The organism is Staphylothermus marinus F1 (genome assembly GCF_000015945.1).
GTDB lineage: Archaea > Thermoproteota > Thermoprotei_A > Sulfolobales > Desulfurococcaceae > Staphylothermus > Staphylothermus marinus.
In genome coordinates this window covers 206,795-225,220 of sequence record NC_009033.1, presented here as the reverse complement: position 1 = coordinate 225,220, position 18,426 = coordinate 206,795, and the positions used below count along the sequence as shown (strand labels likewise).

General features: G+C 35.5%; 15 protein-coding genes. 8 read left to right on the top strand and 7 right to left on the bottom strand.

All coding sequences use genetic code 11. The annotated features are described in order from the left end of the window. Positions 1–8 precede the first annotated feature (8 nt). Complete coding sequence (locus tag SMAR_RS01060) at positions 9–797, top strand: hypothetical protein (RefSeq protein ID WP_011838515.1); 789 nt, start codon at positions 9–11, stop codon at positions 795–797. Here SMAR_RS01060 and SMAR_RS01055 read toward each other — a convergent pair. Continuing rightward, entirely contained in the window at positions 784–2,760 is a 1,977-nt protein-coding gene (locus SMAR_RS01055) for a molybdopterin biosynthesis protein (protein ID WP_011838514.1), read from the bottom strand. The genes SMAR_RS01060 and SMAR_RS01055 overlap by 14 nt on opposite strands. Positions 2,761–2,860: 100 nt before the next feature. Here SMAR_RS01055 and SMAR_RS01050 point away from each other — a divergent pair, with 100 nt between their 5' ends. Next, positions 2,861–5,011: a DEAD/DEAH box helicase gene (locus SMAR_RS01050; protein ID WP_011838513.1), complete on the top strand. Its 2,151-nt coding sequence runs from the start codon at positions 2,861–2,863 to the stop codon at positions 5,009–5,011. Between the two features lie 4 nt (positions 5,012–5,015). Here the strand turns inward: SMAR_RS01050 and SMAR_RS01045 are convergent, their stop codons facing one another. Both SMAR_RS01045 and SMAR_RS08670 read right to left on the bottom strand, forming a co-directional pair. Continuing rightward, entirely contained in the window at positions 5,016–5,216 is a 201-nt protein-coding gene (locus SMAR_RS01045) for a hypothetical protein (RefSeq protein WP_011838512.1), read from the bottom strand. Between the two features lie 77 nt (positions 5,217–5,293). Beyond that, positions 5,294–5,416, bottom strand: coding sequence for a hypothetical protein (locus SMAR_RS08670; RefSeq protein ID WP_280097291.1), 123 nt, complete (start codon positions 5,414–5,416; stop codon positions 5,294–5,296). Between the two features lie 879 nt (positions 5,417–6,295). Between SMAR_RS08670 and SMAR_RS01040 the strand changes: the two genes are divergently transcribed. The 3 genes from SMAR_RS01040 (at position 6,296) to SMAR_RS01030 (ending at position 9,679) form a co-directional block, all read left to right on the top strand. After that, positions 6,296–7,681, top strand: a complete 1,386-nt coding sequence (locus SMAR_RS01040) for a mechanosensitive ion channel family protein (RefSeq protein WP_011838511.1) — start codon at positions 6,296–6,298, stop codon at positions 7,679–7,681. A 127-nt stretch (positions 7,682–7,808) separates the two neighbouring features. Continuing rightward, positions 7,809–9,359, top strand: a complete 1,551-nt coding sequence (locus SMAR_RS01035) for a radical SAM protein (RefSeq protein ID WP_011838510.1) — start codon at positions 7,809–7,811, stop codon at positions 9,357–9,359. Positions 9,360–9,439: 80 nt separating this feature from the next. Further along, the gene (locus tag SMAR_RS01030) at positions 9,440–9,679 is read left to right on the top strand and encodes an Lrp/AsnC family transcriptional regulator (protein WP_011838509.1); all 240 of its coding nucleotides are present in this window, start codon (positions 9,440–9,442) and stop codon (positions 9,677–9,679) included. 14 nt (positions 9,680–9,693) lie between these two features. Here SMAR_RS01030 and SMAR_RS01025 read toward each other — a convergent pair whose 3' ends face one another. Beyond that, entirely contained in the window at positions 9,694–11,463 is a 1,770-nt protein-coding gene (locus SMAR_RS01025) for an arginine decarboxylase (protein WP_011838508.1), read from the bottom strand. 148 nt (positions 11,464–11,611) lie between these two features. On the opposite strand from SMAR_RS01025, the gene SMAR_RS01020 reads away from it, so the two are divergent. Next, positions 11,612–12,322 carry a DUF357 domain-containing protein gene (locus tag SMAR_RS01020; protein ID WP_011838507.1) on the top strand — a complete coding sequence of 237 codons (711 nt, stop codon included), beginning with the start codon at positions 11,612–11,614 and terminating at the stop codon, positions 12,320–12,322. Between the two features lie 30 nt (positions 12,323–12,352). Here SMAR_RS01020 and SMAR_RS01015 read toward each other — a convergent pair whose 3' ends face one another. Both SMAR_RS01015 and SMAR_RS01010 read right to left on the bottom strand, forming a co-directional pair. Continuing rightward, positions 12,353–13,084: a flavodoxin family protein gene (locus SMAR_RS01015; protein ID WP_011838506.1), complete on the bottom strand. Its 732-nt coding sequence runs from the start codon at positions 13,082–13,084 to the stop codon at positions 12,353–12,355. A gap of 87 nt (positions 13,085–13,171) precedes the next feature. Continuing rightward, entirely contained in the window at positions 13,172–15,694 is a 2,523-nt protein-coding gene (locus SMAR_RS01010; protein WP_244372445.1) for a mannose-1-phosphate guanyltransferase, read from the bottom strand. 220 nt (positions 15,695–15,914) lie between these two features. Here SMAR_RS01010 and SMAR_RS01005 point away from each other — a divergent pair, with 220 nt between their 5' ends. Beyond that, positions 15,915–16,433, top strand: a complete 519-nt coding sequence (locus SMAR_RS01005) for a YbhB/YbcL family Raf kinase inhibitor-like protein (RefSeq protein WP_011838504.1) — start codon at positions 15,915–15,917, stop codon at positions 16,431–16,433. Here the strand turns inward: SMAR_RS01005 and SMAR_RS01000 are convergent. Beyond that, the gene (locus SMAR_RS01000) at positions 16,421–17,158 is read right to left on the bottom strand and encodes an HAD family hydrolase (protein ID WP_244372444.1); all 738 of its coding nucleotides are present in this window, start codon (positions 17,156–17,158) and stop codon (positions 16,421–16,423) included. The genes SMAR_RS01005 and SMAR_RS01000 overlap by 13 nt on opposite strands. Before the next feature lie 118 nt (positions 17,159–17,276). Here SMAR_RS01000 and twy1 point away from each other — a divergent pair, with 118 nt between their 5' ends. Next, on the top strand, positions 17,277–18,371 hold the full coding sequence (twy1, locus tag SMAR_RS00995; protein WP_011838502.1) for a 4-demethylwyosine synthase TYW1: 1,095 nt from the start codon (positions 17,277–17,279) through the stop codon (positions 18,369–18,371). Positions 18,372–18,426 lie beyond the last annotated feature (55 nt).

Genomic DNA, 18,426 nt, shown 5'->3' with positions numbered 1-18,426 from the left:
AACATATAATGTCAAGTTTCGAGACGAAAATTAGTGATCTACTGAGGGCATGTGATATTATTTCTAAGAGATTGCATAGTTTTAGGAGAATACCTAGTTCACTAATATATTCTTCTTCCTTAATCACTGTTTACGCTTTATTCCTTATTTTATCATATTTTATTAAATGGAATCAATTCATTTATGTTGCCGAGTTACTGGTAGGACTGCTTGGATCAACAATTATATTCGTACTTCATATACTTATTCTTAGAAAGCTAAATAATCACATAGAGGTTTCCAAATATCTACACTCACATATAGAGGATATGTTGAAAATAATAAACTTAGGGTTAAGAGGGGAATCATATAATTATCTTATAAAGTTTCTAGCTATTGAGAAGTCTCCTTTAAAATATATGCCTGTCCTATTAATTGTTCCATATTTATCTCTTCTCATAGCGGAAAACCCATTTTTTTCGATACTGCTTATACTTCTTTTCCATGCTTCTCTCTCGATCCTTTTATTTTTCCAGATAGAATTATTTAATAGACATATTGTATATGAGAATAAGATTACTCGTGAATTATTTAATAGAATCAATAATAATGAATATGATGATTACGAACCATTCATTCTTGGATTAAAAGATGTTTTATTATCTATAATTTCTCTTGGAACATATCTTATAGCTTTATATGCAAAGGTGGATGCATACTTAGATGAACATATTGTTAAGCATAGGAAAAATTATAGATTGTTCAAGATAAACTATATTAGGAAGTCTAGAGAGTTTCTAGACTCTACTCAGCAATGATCTCTCCAATATTATTTGGTAATCTATAGCCTGGGAACTGGTTCTGGATTTCATTTTTCTTCTCTCCTAGCGACTTAAGTGTATTGATGAATTCTCTGACTAGTTTTTTATCCATGCGTTCCCTCAATATGAGGAAGTCATATTTTTCCCAAGTTAAGGGTATAAAGTCTAGATTATACATTTTAGCAGCCATTTCAACAGCTATTCCTGCATCTGCTCTACCCTGAGCTATAGCTGCTGCAACAGCTGTATGTGTTTTCACTTCATACATGTATCCATTGATTTTCTCAACTATGTCTTGAAACGATATATTTTCTTTCTCAGCTAGTTTTCTCAATACATAGTCTAGGTATACGCGTGTTCCAGAGCCTCTTGTTCTATTCACGATCACTATGTCGTTTCTAAGGAAATCCCTGATCCCCGTTATTTTCTTAGGATTACCTTTTGCAACAAGTATTCCAAGTCTTCGCTCATATCCTCGTAATAAGACGGCTTTTCTTTTTAGACCGAATTTTTCTAAGAATGGAACATTGTATTCGAGTGTTTCTTCATCTAGTAGATGTGTTGGTGCTATATCTGCTTCTCCTCTCTTTATAGCTCTCCATCCCCCCATGCTCCCGGTAGATATCATTCTTGTTTGATCAGCTAAACCATACTGTACAAGTATATGGTAAAGTAAGATATCATTGCTACCTATAATCACGAGTCTAGGTAGGCTTTCTAGGTCTCTGAACAATACTGTTTCCACAACTGAGTCTTCGAGGAGTAGATCAGTATTTTCTGGGAGAATAACGTATCCATCACTATAAATAAATGGTGATATGCTACCACTCTTAATTGAGACGGGATATGCTGTGTATCCTTGAGGGGTTTCTATGAGGGATACTGGTAATAGCCATGTTTTACCTAGGGGTTTCTTAATTCTATAAGCTAGTCTAGCACGTATTTTTCTTCTTCTAGGAGGCCTTGTTCCCAATAGTTTATACATTATAGGCTTTACGATTTGGTCGAATATCATGTAGCATGATAGTGGGAATCCAGGTAAACCAAATAATAGTTTCTTATCTGCAACGGCGATAACTGTTGGTTTTCCAGGCTTCGTTTTTAATCCGTGAACAATTACTCCTGGTTCGCCTAGTTTTTCGAATACTCTATAAATAGTGTCTCCTAATCCAGCACTTGTTCCTCCGCTTGTAATAACTATGTCTGCCCATGTAAGGGCTTTCTTGATCTCAGAGTAAATAATTTCTTCGTTATCTGGGAGTCTACCAATAAATTTAGCATCTACACCCATCTCGTTTAGAGATGAAGTAACAAGATATCCATTAACATCAAATACTTTTCCTGCAACAAGTTTTTCTCCGGGCTCTACTACTTCGTTGCCCGTTGAGAATACTGCTACTTTTGGTTTAACATATACTTTTACCTTGTTAACCCCTAGACCGGAGAGTAAGCCAATTATATTTGGGGTTATAATAGTCCCCTTCAATAATACAAGGTCTCCCATAGATATATCGCTTCCCGTAGAAGCAATATTTTCTCCTGGAGCGGCTGCACGATATATTTCTACTTCATTATTTTCCCGCCTAGTGTATTCGACCATGACTACAGTATCTGCTCCTCTAGGGATCATTGCTCCTGTAGCGATTTCTACAGCTTCTCCTTTTCTAATCTCTGTAGATGGTTTCTCCCCAGGCTCGATTCCCCCTATAACTTTTAGCTTAACAGGGTGTAGATCGTCTGCTCCTCTAATATCCATGCTCCTAACAGCATAACCATCGACTTCGCTTCTATCAAATGGAGGATGATCTATTGGTGCATAAATATCTTCGGCTAATACTCTGCCAGAAGAATTAATTAGGTCAACATATTCTTCGCCGAGAGGCTTCAAGGGATAATATTTTTCTACAACTTTGAAAACTTCATTCAACCCTATTAGTTGGTGAAAAATTTTACGTTCCACTATTTAGTCCCCCAATTATAAACTAATTGATTACAAATAATATATCCGGGTTTTAAACCATTTTAGTATTATCTGGAACATGGATGGGTGTGGTAAAGAGTTGGATGTTGAGAAGCTTTTAGAATATGGTTTTCCGAGAACTTATATTGAATTATTGAAAAATAGAGGGATCACAAGGCTCAACCCTGTTCAGAAAAGTGCTGTTAAGAAGGGATTGTTCAATAGTATGAATCTTTTAGTATCAGCACCGACAGCAAGCGGTAAGACGTTAATTGGTGAAATGGCGCTTGTCCATAACACAATTAATAAGGACATGATTGGTTTATACCTTGTTCCACTAAGAGCACTGGCTTCTGAGAAATATGATGAATTCAAGGAATTAGAAAAACTAGGTTTAAGAATTGGGATAACAACGGGAGATTATGAGTCGCCAGCAGAGTATTTGGGTAGATACAATATAGTTATAGCTACTTATGAGAGATTCGATAGTTTATTAAGACTTAAACCTAAATGGTTGAATAGAATAGGAGTTGTTGTTATTGATGAATTCCATATGATAGGTGATCCGGAAAGAGGACCTATTCTAGAAATGATTATTGCAAAAATGCTGAGTTCTCAAGCTCAAATAATTGGTTTATCAGCAACAATAGGTAATCCAGATGTTTTAGCTGGATGGATTAATGCTGAACTAGTAGACGATCCATATAGACCTGTAGAATTAGTTGAAGGAGTATACGATAAGAAAAACCACGTAATAGTTTTCAGGGATGGGAGGAGAGAGAAAATAATTCATAGAATAGGCGGTGCAGCCTTAAACATTTCTCTTCAAAGCATTTCCAGTGGTATACAAGTACTAGTATTTGTACATAATAGGAGAAAAGCTGAGGAATGGGCTTTTAAGCTTTCAGAACATATGGGATTATTTAAGCACCTTATAGATAAAAATAAGTTATCAGAGATTCTTGAAGAATTAAAAGAGTCACCAAGCAGGTTGGAGAGAGAAAAACTAGAATACCTAATTAGTAGAGGAGTAGCCTTCCACCATGCAGGACTGAGTAGTGTTGCACGTAGAGTTGTAGAGAAAGGTTTCAGGGAGAGAATAATTAGAGCAGTATTCGCGACTCCAACATTAGCTGCTGGAGTAAATCTTCCTGCTAGAAGAGTTCTCGTCTCTATTAAAAGATATAGTCCTATGAGAAGGCAGACTGTGAATATTGCTGTTTATGAATATAAACAAATGGCTGGCAGAGCCGGTAGACCAACATATGACCCATATGGTGAAGCCATAATCTATGATGCTTCTAGTTTATCTGAGGGATTGAAGTTTATTCATGGAAAACTAGAACCCATAACTAGTAAGTTGAACAATGAGCGTAGTTTGAGAATACATGTATTAGCGTTAATAGCCTCGAAAGATGCTAATACTCTAGAAGAAATCATTAATGTTTTCAAGAACACATTATTTGTAGCAGAATATAGAGATCTTGCCTATTTGAAGTCTACAATAGACATAGTACTAGATGATCTATTAGAGTGGGGTATGATAGAGTCTATTGGAAACAATAAATTTATTGCCACAAAGCTTGGATTAATAACTTCGATAACATATCTCGATCCACTATCTGTTAACCGGTACTTAGAAAATATAAAAGATAATGTAGGTGACTTATACTATCTAATGCTTATAACACAGACACCCGATTATTTGAGGAGCAAACCCTATATAAGCAATAAACTAGTTGAACTATACGAAGAAGAAGCATTAGAGCTTAGCGATGAAGACATTATACCAGAGCCTCCTAAAACATTTGAATACTATGATTACTATGTATGGTTGCAAAGCTTTGTTCAAGCAAAAATGCTTCATGACTGGATAAATGAGATAGATGAAGATGAAATAGCTGAGAAATACGGTGTTGGGCCCGGCGATATTTATTCTGCTAGAGATACAGCTTCATGGATAGCTAGTGCTCTTAGCCGTGTTGAAAAAGTATTGGGCAACACTGTTAGAGCTAATAATCTTGAGAAACTAAGTATTAGACTAGAATATGGGGTTAAAGAAGATGCATTAGAACTAGTAGAGTTGCAAGGTATAGGTAGAGTGAGAGCTAGAACACTAATTAAACATGGCATTAAATCTCTTAAGGATCTAGCGAGTACTCCGCCATCCAAAATAGAATCATTGCCCGGGTTTGGATCGAGACTTGTGAGATCATTATATGAGCAGTTGAGAGAAAAGGGATTAATATAGTTGCTCAGTGTTCAAGACTCCTTAATAGTTCCTTTAAAGCTTTCATTTGATGCTTTAACTTATTATATCTAAGATCAAATTCTTCCATACCTATCTCGCCATCCCTAAGCTTCTTCACGAGCTCCTCCACAACTTTTTTGATTGAGGTAAGCTTATTCTTAATTATTTCTGCTAAGTCCTCCTCTTTCCCTCTACTTCCATACATTACACCTAGATCTGATGGCTTATATACTTCAATTATTCTTTCACCCTCAAGCCTAAATATATGAGAAGCCCTAACAGCTATTCTTGGATCACGTGTGAAACAATAATTGTTTTTTCATGCTTAACGCTTAGGTCTGCATATAATTTAGTTATTTTTAAAGCATTCTCGATGTCAAGCTCTGCTGTGAGCTTATCCGTCAATAGTGCCAGGGGACTATTTGCTAAAGCAACAGTTGCAACAGCAATCGCAACTCTCTGTTGGTTTATGGTGAATTCTATCAGCTAGACCAACCTGTTCCAACAATCATTGTTATAACCGTATTCCTCAGTAAGTCCTAGAAAGTGTATCAATACTGGTTGAGATGAAATATTATGCTTGAAATTATTTATACTGAATCTGCTAGGTAACAAATAGTTTTCAACAAAAACATTAGGATGCTGTTTAATTTCGTGGTTGCCCGTGCTTTATTTTTTTGGTTGTTTTGGAAATTTTGGATATCTGCACGGGCTTCCCCCTCTTGGGTTGGGGCTTCATCCCTTCATCGTGGGGGCTATCGGGGCTCCACATAGACCACTTTGAGCCCTTCATCCGCATTTCCCAAATCATTAACCATTATATTAGTGAGGATTTATAAAACGAACCCCGCCAATCCATCAAAACAACCATAATATCCAAATAAGCAAATAGTCTCTATCTAACTTGTTAGAAATAATCTTTTCTATAATCCATAGATGATCGTTACCGTTGTAAAATACTATTATGCATTAGAGTAGGTCACTTATTAACTCTTTAACTATCTTGTTTACATATAAATATGAAGTATTATTGAGGAGAATGTTAAGCTTGTAACAGCAATTCGAATATGAAATAATACAATGAAATATTTGTTAGCTAGAAAAATTTTCTGTATTAAATTCATTATATTATTATCTTTTTCTAATTTCTAATGGATATTTTTAATTTTAATATTTACTAAATTAATTATTGATTTAATGTTTATAAATTAGATGGAATCTTTTTATTTCTTGTATTGAAAAAGAGATATATAGTATAATTTACGTGATCTATGGTGATCGTTGTTGAGTGACGTACTAGGGAACTTATCTTCTTCGTTTAACGAAGCGATCTCGCAGATAATATATTATCTGCCGAAAATCATAGGTGCAATTATTATAGTATTGATTGGTTATATTGTTGGTGTTCTTGTAAAGGATGCTACAAGTATTATCATAAATAAATTATTTGAAAAACCATTAGAGAAGACAAAATTTGGAAAATCTATTAAGGAGGCAGGTGTTGATCTCGGTAATTTAATAGGGATCTTGGTGATGGCTCTTGTAATCATTATTTCTATCGTAGCTGCCATCGATATATTATCATTGACAGGTTATACAGGCGAATTGGTGAGAGCTATAGCAATAGCTATACTCAACATAACTGCAGGCATAACAATACTAGCCATAGGTATCCCTGTATCAATAATATTTGCTGAGTATATTGCAAACTTTTTCGGGGGCTCTTTCAAGGATAAACATGAATTAGCTGTTTCATTAATTTATGATATTACAGCACTAGTATTGTCTGTCTTTGTCATAGCTTTAGCGGTTAAGGTTATGTTTCAGTATAATTTACTCCTCGACTACATAGTGTCGGCGGCACCGGGCTTTATTACAGCCTCTATAATATTGTTTATAGGATATGTCCTAGGAGATGCTATTGGTAAAATTGTTGATAAGATCATTGATGCAATTGTGGAGAAACCCCTTGAAGCAACAGATATTGGTCAAAGCATTAAGTCTATGAATATTGATTTATCTGGTCTAATAGGTGGCTTGACTAAAGCCTTTGTAATTGTGGTATCAATTGTTGCAGCAGTGGAGATTATTAATCTTGGAGGATTGACTGGCGAACTAGTATACCAGATAGCATTATATCTGCCTAAGCTGATAGGGGGAATAACACTATTAACACTTGGCTTAATACTTAGCGTTGCTTTAGCGAGGTATGTTGGAAAGTTCTTGCATGCAATGTTTAAGGAGAAATACTCTGGACTGGCTAGTTTAGCGGAGAACCTTATACTGCTCGGCTTAATAACGGTTATATTAACTATATCATTAAACATCATGTTGTTGCAAGGATCACTTATTTACCCATTAATACTTGGTATTATAGTAATAGTTGTGGGAGTATATGTAGCTGGAACAGTTGGATCAGTACTGGCTGAGACTTATCCAACATATAAGAGGCTAGCACCATTTATAGAATCATTGATAGTATTAATATTTATAGTGATCGGTGCAAGCGGTATATTCTCACAGTTTGTTGGAGCAACAAGTGTGATAAACACAATAGCTTGGGGTCTAAGCATAGCATTCGCACTAGTACTAATACCCGTGGTATTTCATTATACTAGGCTAGCATGGAGAGAGGCTTCAAAATCAACAGAAGAGGCTGGAAAATCGTAATAAACTATATGGTTATGGTATTGATTAATATAAAGTTTTTTATCTAAAACAATCCTCTTCTGAACATTCTAGATAAATATAACAGTATAAAAGATTGTTTCTTTAATTATGAAAGTGGGAGGGTAATGTGTATAGTAAAATAATAATCGTTGATGGATACAATGATGAACCAGCAGGCTTAGGTGTTCCTCCATATATTGATGTTTATCCCAGGCTTATTGCTGGAGCAGTTTGGATGGCTAAAAAAGATGTTAATATAATTTATTGGACTATTGATGAGGTTAGAAATAATATTGAATCATTCATAGATCAAGCAAGAAAATCTGATCTTGCCGTATTTATTGCGGGGCCAGAAGTTCCAGGAAAATATATTGGTGGAAAACCACTAAGTTACAGAGAAGCTGAGAAACTAGCTTTCCTCTTAAAAGATACTTTCAAAATACTTGTCGGTCCGGCTGCGAGATATGGTTTTGGAATAGGCGGGGGCTCAGTTGCTGTTGAAAGAAAAATATTATATAGAATATTTGATGAGCTCGTATATGGTGATCCAGAAATATACTTTTATAATCTAATCAAATATGGTGCCGAAAAAGCTGAGCCATGGAAGCTCAGGGAAAACTATGAACTAGCTAATAAAGCATTTATTCTAGGAGCAAAAATAATTAAACAACACCCGAACTATGGCTGGAACCTAATAGTTGAAATAGAAACTTTCCGTGGATGCCCTAGATGGGTAGTTGGTGGATGTAGTTTCTGCACAGAACCAAGATATGGTAGGCCATTGATGAGGAATCCCGAAAACATTGTGAAGGAAATAGAACAACTATACCGGTTTGGAGCACGGCATTTCAGAATAGGCCGTCAACCAGATATATTGGCATATATGGGTAAAGGTGTTGGAGAGAAAGAGTATCCTGAACCAAACATTGAAGCTTTAGAGAAACTATTTCATGGGATAAGAAACGTAGCACCGGGACTGAGAGTTCTACATATTGACAATGTTAATCCTGGGACAATTATACATAACCCTGAAAAATCGATTAAAGCACTAAAGACTATCGTAAAATATCATACACCAGGTGATGTAGCTGCTCTCGGAATAGAGTCTTTCGATGAAAAAGTTGTTAGAATGAATAATTTAAAAGTTTATCCCGAAGAAGCACTAGTAGTCATTAAAATTATAAATGAGATTGGAAGACATAGGGGATGGAATGGTTTACCCCATCTGCTTCCAGGTGTAAATCTACTATATGGTTTGCCCGGAGAAACCAAGAATACATTCAGGATTAACTATGAATACTTAAAGAAAATATATGAAGAAGGATTACTTATTAGAAGAATAAATATACGGAAGGTATCAGTGCTGGAAAATACGCCTCTATGGATGCATAAGAAAACAGTTGAACAATTATTGAGAAAACACAAAAGAATATATAATATATACCGAATAAAGATAATGAACGAAATTGATCGTGCAATGCTTCAGAAAATAGCACCCATAAATAGTATTCTAAGATATCTATATACTGAGAAACAAGTGGGAGAATATACTATTGCTAGACAACCAGCAAGCTACCCTATAATAGTGAAAATACCTGGTAAGCTCCCATTAAGGAAAATAATAGATGTTAGAGTCAAGAAAGTTGCTGCAAAAAGCATAATAGCTACTCCAACATAGAGAATGATTCATACTTTTAAAGCTTAGTTACATACATAAATTTTAGGTTGGATAAAATAATTTACAAGGATGAGAAATAATTGTCTGGAATAATATTTGTTAGGATAAAACCAGGATATGAAAAAGAAGTTATGGATAAAATTTTCAGCATAGAACATGTTAGTAGAATATATAGAGTTTTCGGAGATTATGATCTAATAGTTGTTACTCAAGATATAAGTCTCGAGCAGTTAAAGAAAATTATAGAGAAAATACGCTCTATAACTAATGTAGTATCAACATCTACACTAGTAGTTATCTCGAAAAAGATAAAGAAATGATTGTCTACTAAAAATCATAATGGATAGTTTTCTGCAGATTCTAGATTTTCATAGATTATTTTTAAATTATCATTAATTATATCTATAATGATTTCTGGATATCCGTTTAATAAGTTATGATTCATTGAGAGCATATCCTGATAGGCACCAGTGTCTAGAAATGCTATATAATAATCTTCGTTTTTCCGCGGAATATGTAGGGGTACTCCTTTTAGTCTTAAAGTTTTTCCAGGGATAAACATGAGTTTGTGATCCAGCGATGTAAATAGATCTTCTGTTTCATATTCAATATTGTTTGGTAAAAACGTTATGAATGAACTGTATTCGCCCATACTGTCGCATGTAAGATCACTTATTACACCTAGGACTTCTGGTTTTTCGTTAAGTCTCTGCAACGGAATAATCTTGAAATATTGATCCGCAATTATTGTGTCTGGTAAGTGCGAAAATAATGAGAATGATGCAAAGAATCGACGGGTAGGACTCACTAGTTCTTCAAGTACATAGTTTGGTGTTTTAATCAACTCCTCTAATGCCTTATCATTATCTCTATGTATTATCTCATATGCCTTACTAGTTATTGCCTCGTTTATCGAGGTTAACAGCTTTTCAAGTATTCTCCTAGACTCAATATTTATTGGGAATTTAAGCATTAGCCTAGTAATTACTTCTCTAGCCTTCCTAGATACATATACGAGTTCCTTAATATTCTCTGTATTCTTAATCTCCTCCACAATAGGATAACTTGTTTCACCACGGTCAGAGGTAGAATAAGGCCTTGTATCTATTATTTTTGTAACCGTTATTCTATGTGGAGCAACTATATATCTTCCACCCTCAAAAACTATATCCGGTGTATTTTCTGCTGATTTAACCAATTCTTTAACTAGTATCTCAGCATATTCGTTTAAGCTATAATTAGCTGAGAACACATGATTAGATGCTTCAATATAGGGATATGCAAGACCGCCGCCGAAATCAATGTATCTAATATTCTTAAAACCAGTTTTTACTAAGTTATTATATAAGATTATTGTTTCTCTAATAATATCCTCTAATCTGTTCTTATCTGTAATTTGTGATCCTGCATGTACATGCAATAAAACTGTTCTATTAGGTACCCACGGATGTTTTTCAACCATTTCGTCTAACGTGTTAATTAATAGTCCAAATTTGGAGTCTAAACCGCTTGAATGGCTCCATAAACCAGAACTTTTGGAGGTAACTTTAACTCTTAAACCAATATTTAGATCTTGATATTTCGATAATAGGTCAGCGTCTCTCATGCTTTCGATATCTACAATTATCTCCCAGCTATCACACATCTTTGAAAGTAGATCAAGCAATTTATTATCTTTAATACCATCAACAACTAGAAGTCTTGGTTTTTCATTTATATATTTAGAAATAAGTTTTACTTCTGGATATGTTCCAGCATTGAATCCCCAACTATATTTTATACCATATCGCCAGATAGTATCGACTACTATAGGAGTAGAGTTGGATTTCAATGGGTATACTGGTTTAAATGCTCCCTTGTACCCAAATTTCCTAAATGCTTCCATGAATGCTTCATAGACTTGATCCATCATGTATCGTATAATAGGCAGTATTCGTATATGGGCTCCTGGCAATTGCTTGTCAGATACTAGTTTTGCTATGTCTATCTTGTACCCCTTTAGTTTAACTATGAGCCTACCCCTTTCATCTATATCTAAATACTTGGACCACACTACCCCTGTTAAACCATATAATCTCCTGGCTAATCCCTTACCCCAAACCATTAGGCTTTATCCCTGGGAAGCAATTATTATCATAACATATAGAGTTAACATAAGGCAAAAATAACTTTTACCTAGCTAGGAGTAATCGGAATAGGGGTCTGAGTGTTTAACAAATATTTTTATAGAGATATATAGTTGATGGAGATGAATGATTATGAAAATACAGCTAAGAAATAGGGTTGATGCTTATATATTAAATGTTGAAAAAGCATTGAACCAAATAGATAAGTCAAAACTCGGAGATAAAGAGAAAAAGCTTATCGAGATAGCTGAGGCTTACCTCTCAGATGCTAAGTATTATTTTGATAAAAAAGATTATGAGACCAGCTTAGCCTGTGTAGCTTATGCTGAAGGATTAATTGATAGTCTACGGTATCTCGGTAAAATCAATATATTCTGGGAACCATTATCAAAACTTCTAAATAGGCCAAAAGTACTAGTGGCTGGAGGATTCGAAATAATTCATCCCGGACACATATACCTCTTCAAAAAAGCATGGGAAAAAGGAAGAGTATACGTAGTTGTAGCAAGAGATAAAAACTTTAAAAAATTCAAGAAAAGAGAACCAGTAATACCTGAGAATCAAAGGCTCAAGGTTGTAGAAAATATTAAGTATGTTTATAAAGCTGTTCTCGGCGATGAACACGATTATTTAAAACCAGTAGAGAACATTAAGCCAGACATCATACTTTTAGGGCCTGATCAGTGGCCCCAGGAAGAGAAGTTGAAAAAAGAATTGGAAGCAAGGGGGTTATCAAGTGTTAAAGTGGAGAGACTTGATAAAAGGATAGATGAGAACTTATATAGTGTATCGAGAATTATAAGGAAAATTGTTGAAACTCATAAATGTGGTCAATAAGATTTGCTGCGATAAATATTACAGCTTGTTTTACCCTTCATTATCCTCCCTGCTTAATGCTTGTCTATAGAATTGTAGTCTTAAACGTTTATCCTCAATGTACCCCTCTATGCTCTTTGAAGCAATCTTTCTTAGTTCTTCAATGTCTACATCGCTTTTATACCATTGTTTTCTTTCCTTTAACATTTTAGCCGCTATTGTAACTATGAATCCTACATTATATGAGTCTCGGACTGCTTGCTCATCGTTTAATACTTCTTCCATAGAATGGTGATATGCTAGTGCCCAAGCAGGTATATGGATCCCCATGCTATTCATTACAACCATTAAATAGGCTATCTCTAAAAGACTTCCACTATCACTTCCTGTAACAATGAATCCAGCTACTTTTCCTTCAAGCAGGCTTCTCCCTATATGTACTATCATGTTCTCCATGCTTGTCATTCTATCTATGAAGTTTTTCAGTCTACCTGGAACACTGTACCAGTAGATTGGAGATACTACGATGAAACCATCGCTTCCTAGAACTTTTTCTCCAAGCATATTGAAGTCGTCATCTCTTATTATGCATGGAAACCTACATATTTTTTGATCATCTGATACGCATCCCATACATTCTTTTATATTGTAATCGTACAAGAATATCTTCTCAGGTTTTCCTCCAGCATCTAATACTCCTTTCTCAGCTATTGCGGACAGCTTTGTGGAATCTCCATATTTTCTCGGAGACGCATTTATGATCAATATATTTACATCAGACAATATGATATCGCCCTCTCAATTTTCATTCCATAAACAATATTTTTGAGTGATATAGTTAGTTCTAATTAAGCTAAGAGGTATTAAAGATTAAAGCTTTGACTTGATCTTATATGCTAGGTCTAGAAGCATTTTTGCAAGTTTTTCCGCTCTTTCCTGATTATCTGATTCCGCGGTTATTTCTATTAAAGGCTCATTAGGTAATGGTCTGATATATCCTGATCCAAGATTTTCCTCGATAATCTTAATCCCATCTAGTGTATCTATTTCTTTTTCTCTTAATTCTTCATATATCATGCGCATGAATCTTCCTCTCTGAGCATAGGGGATAACTAGTGTTTTCTTTATCACGGCTGTCCTTGGCAGTTGTTCGAGAAGTGTGCTTAGATTATAACCTGTTGATCCAAGGTATTCTAGTATTAGAAGCGATGTAAATATTGCATCTGAGCCGTAATGTAGCCATGGATAAATTATTCCTCCACGCTCATCTGCGGCCATTAAAATATTTTCATTGATATTTTCTGATAAACCCATTAATCCTTGTTCTGCAAATATAATTTCTCCACCGTATTCTCTAATAGTATCTATGACTACTTTTGAAGAATTATGCGGAATAACTATTTTTCCTTTTCCATGCGTTTCCAATAATATTTTTGCTACCAAGGCTATGAGCTGATCTCCTGAAACAACTTTTCCGGAATCAGTAATTACGATTAGCTTATCTGCATCACTATCATAAATGAACCCAGCAGATAAGCCTAGGAGAGGGATGATTTTTATTGCTGAATCAACACTTGCATGTATAAATGGTTCTCGAGGAGGCATTATTGGAGATTGTTCATTACAGTTTACTTGGTAAACAGTTAGTCCCAGCTCTCTCACTAGTTTCGGCCATAAACTACCTGCTGAGCCATAGTTGCAGTCTATTAGGACCCGTCTCTGTCTGCGTATGTTTTCGAGCGATACATGTTTTGATATGTCTGAAATATATTGGTCTATATGATCTATTGTTGGGTAAAGATCTCCTACTTGGTCTCCGAGAACCTTTCTAAATGCTTCCTTGAAGAATATATTTTCTATTTTCTTAGCCTGTGATCTATTTATGAACTTACCTGTATGATCAAATATTTTAATACGTATTCTCAACGGATCATATACTAGTGAGCTAACATGTATTCCCCCTCTAAGTTTTTTCTTCTTAATATAATATGTTAATACTGGAAGCGGTGATACTTCGAGATCGTATATGTTTATTCCAGAGCTCATTAGCCCTGCTATAATGCTGTGTTTTACTACTCTACTACTAGCATATGTATCTCTTGCAACAACCACCGAGCTGCTCCTAGGAAGAGATGATCCAAAAGCAGAACCTATTCTGGTTGCTAATTCAGGAGTTATTTCTATGTTTAATAAACCGGTTATTCCCCACGGCTCTATTAGTGTTTCATACCATCTAATTCCCCATTTAATATTTATTGATACAATCGTATATGGATCAATTACTTTTGAAGGCCAGATCTTAATATTAGGCCTTATAATTGATCCTCTACCTATCCTTGTATCATCACCTATTACTGCTCCCTCCATGACGGCGACGTGATCGCTTATATGTACATTATTACATATTATTGAGTCAATTATTGTTGTTGCGGGACCAACATAGCTATGATCCCATATAATTGATTTCTCTATTCTTACCCCATTTTCTATAATATTGTTTGAACCTATAACCGTGAAAGGCCCTATAATAGTGTTTTTCTTTATTCTCGTATCCTTCCCTATGACAACGGGTGGAATAATATTATCAATATCATCTATACTAGTGTTCTCGCCAACATACACTCCTTTAGCAACTTCTAAACCTAACATACTCGTATCAATTCCTACTTTGCCAGATAATATATCGTTATGTGTTTCCTTATACTGGTTTATGCTTCCAATATCGCTCCAATAATAATTATCAGCTCTCCACCCATATACTGGCTTATCAAATCTTAACAGTTTAGGAATCAAATTCTTAGCAAAATCATATTCTTCGTTTGAAGGTATCATTTCTAGTGCTTCAGGCTCTAAAATATAAATACCCATATTGATTAAATCACTAAATACCTCGGACCAACTAGGTTTTTCAAGGAATCTCCTAACTCTGCCTTCTTCATCTAATAATGCTATACCATATTTAGTAGGATCATCTGTTTTCCTCACGGCCATTGTAAAAATTGATCCTTTCCTCCTATGGTATTCAAGCATTTTTTCAAGATCAATGTTTGTGAAAACGTCTCCGCTGATAACAATTATTGTTTCATCCCAATCATATTTATCTGCTAGGAATCTTACACCTCCAGCAGTACCTAAAGGTTTTTCCTCAATACTATAATATATTCTAACACCAAACTCTGAACCGTCTCCAAAATATCTCATTATAGTATTTGGTAAATAGTGAAGAGTGACACCAATATCCTTAAAACCTTTGCTCTTTAACAGGTGAACAACGTGTTCCATTAAGGGCTTATTAACTAGTGGAACCAGAGGCTTTGGCCTATTAACAGTTAGTGGTCTGAGACGGGTACCTTCTCCGCCAGCCATAATTATTGCCTTAACCAAACTGCGCACCCAATAATTTATTCAATGGTTATTTATCAGTAACGCCGACCATCTTCACTGCCCAATGGATGGTGAGGACGGGCTCCGACACGGGTTCGCTCATCATTTCTCCCATTATATATGTTTTGTATGGGTTAAATACTAAATTACTAACGATATTATTGAGAGTAAATGTAAAATTCAATTATGAACAAATATATTATTGTATACATTATTGAGTGGTGATACCATGATCTTTCTTAGAAGAAAAAAGAATCCCTTAGAGATAGCTAAGAATGAAGCAGAACAAGTTATTGAGGTCTCTAGTCCAGTATTTAAGCATGGTGAGCGTATACCTAGGAAATACACGTGTGAGGGAGAAGATGTTTCACCGCCTCTAAGATTTGAGAACACACCGGATAATACTGCTGAATTAGCTTTAATTATGTATGATCCCGATGCTCCAGTAGGAATATTTTATCACTGGCTACTATATGATATATCTCCTAACACTAAGGAGTTACCAGAGAATATTCCTAAGGAGGATGAGACAGAGCATGGTGTTCAGGGAATAAATGATTTTGGCAGAGTGGGTTATGGAGGTCCATGTCCGCCGAGAGGTCATGGAAGACATCGATACTATTTCCTCGTATTAGCTCTTAGAGAGGAAACAGGGCTTACGGCTGGTGCTAGACCTTCTGATGTATTAGAAGCTGTTAAGGGTAAGATTATAGGTTATGGAGTATTAATGGGGACTTATAGTAGGTGAAGAAGATCTAGTAGATCAGTGATGCAAGGCTGTGGATCGCTGGCTCTGCACTGAGTTCTCCAACCATAATATATAGTTTTTAAACCTGCTTTCCTCGCCGCATATACATCATGTTCTAAAGAGTCTCCTATATGTATTATTTTTCCAGGATCAACCCCTAAAACATCAACTATTTCCTCATAGAATCTGTGATCTGATTTAGGTATGCCTATGAGTTGAGTGCTGAAAACCATGGAGAAATAATGTGATACATTATTGTTTCTAAGTATTTTTAATGGTAAATCATGAGCGCCGGTAGCAGTTGTTAAGATTAACCTGTAACCCTTACCTCTAAGGTATTGAAGCAAATATTTATGCGGAGGAAGTATAGTGAAAAGCTTTGCTGATTCATCTATGTAGTAATTATATATTTCTTCTAAAAACACATGATCTATTTCCGCCCCGAGTCTGTAAAGCATTTTAGCTAATACATATTTATGCCAAAGCTCTCTCCTCGGCCCTTTCCTCCGGGTCTCTCTCCACAACCTCCCGTAAAGCTCATAAAGATTATCCTCATATTTCACCATGTATCCTCTAGACCTGGTAATCTCCGTGATTTTCTTAAAGATTTCTACTCTGCTATGATAATCAGGCTTACATCCGGGCTCCCAGAAAAGAGTGCATGCCATATCGAAACTTATAATAGTTCTTCGAGGGTCAATGAACATTTTATAATAATCCTCCAATATTTACTGCTTATGTATAGATGCCTTTTGGATACTATCTTTATTTTACTATTAGAATAAACCGCTTCCTATATTAAGTTATTTAAATGAATTCTAATAGGAGAGGTGATTTTATTTTATGCAGAGAAGTATTGATTGGGAGGAGGTTAGGAGGAAAAGAGAGGAGTTCTGGAATAGTAGCCCAGTGTATAAAGCGATATATGAACATATGAAGAAACAGGGATATCATTTTATAGGCACTATTGGTGTTGTTAAGCGTTGCCATTGGACACGTGAAGCATTAGTAAACAGGAGGTTCTGCTATAAATGTTTATGGTACGGTATAGAGAGCCATAGATGTATACAAATGTCCCCGGTTGCAGCATGGTGTTGGCTTAGATGCCGTCATTGCTGGAGAATACAGCCTGAAGATATTGGTATGCATTGGGATGAAACGAGGATCCCAGTAATAGATGATCCGGAAATTATTGCCGAGGAAAGCATAAGGGTGCATAGACAAATAGTAGCTGGGTTTAAGGGCAATCCAAAAGCTGATCCTTTAATGGTTGAGGAGGCAATGAATCCAAAACATGTTGCAATTAGTTTAACAGGAGAACCAACACTGTATCCAAGGCTTGGCGAACTGATCAAAGAATATCATAAAAGAGGCATGACAACATTCCTCGTAACTCATGGTGTGAGACCAGATATCCTAGCTGGGCTAGAAGAAGAACCTTCCCAGCTATATTTAAGCTTGGAAGCATGGAACAAACAGAAATTCATGGAGTTCAATCGACCAATAGTTCCCCGAGCATGGGAACTTGTAATGGAAACAATAGATTTATTCCCCAGCTTTAAATCACCCACAGTCTACCGTATAACCCTCATTAAAGGATTTAATGATTCCGAAGAGGCATTGAAGGGATTCGCAAAACTAATTGAAAAAGGTAATCCAACATATGTAGAAGTTAAAGCCTATATGTTCATTGGTTATAGTAGAGGAAGACTAACACCAGCTAATATGCCTTCACACGAATATGTAAGAGAAATAGCTAAAAAACTCGCTGATCTCACCGGGTATATGGTTCTAAGCGAGAGCATCCCCAGTAGAATAGTATTACTTAGCAGGATCAAGGAACCAATTAGGCATGGAAAAGGTTGTCCCGACGGAGTGAAACACCCAGAAAAATATGCATGGGTAATAACACATGAATACGAAGAAATGAAATCTTAAGATATAAAAGGAATAACTAGTCCTAGAAGATTTAATTATAAAGAATGCTTTTGAC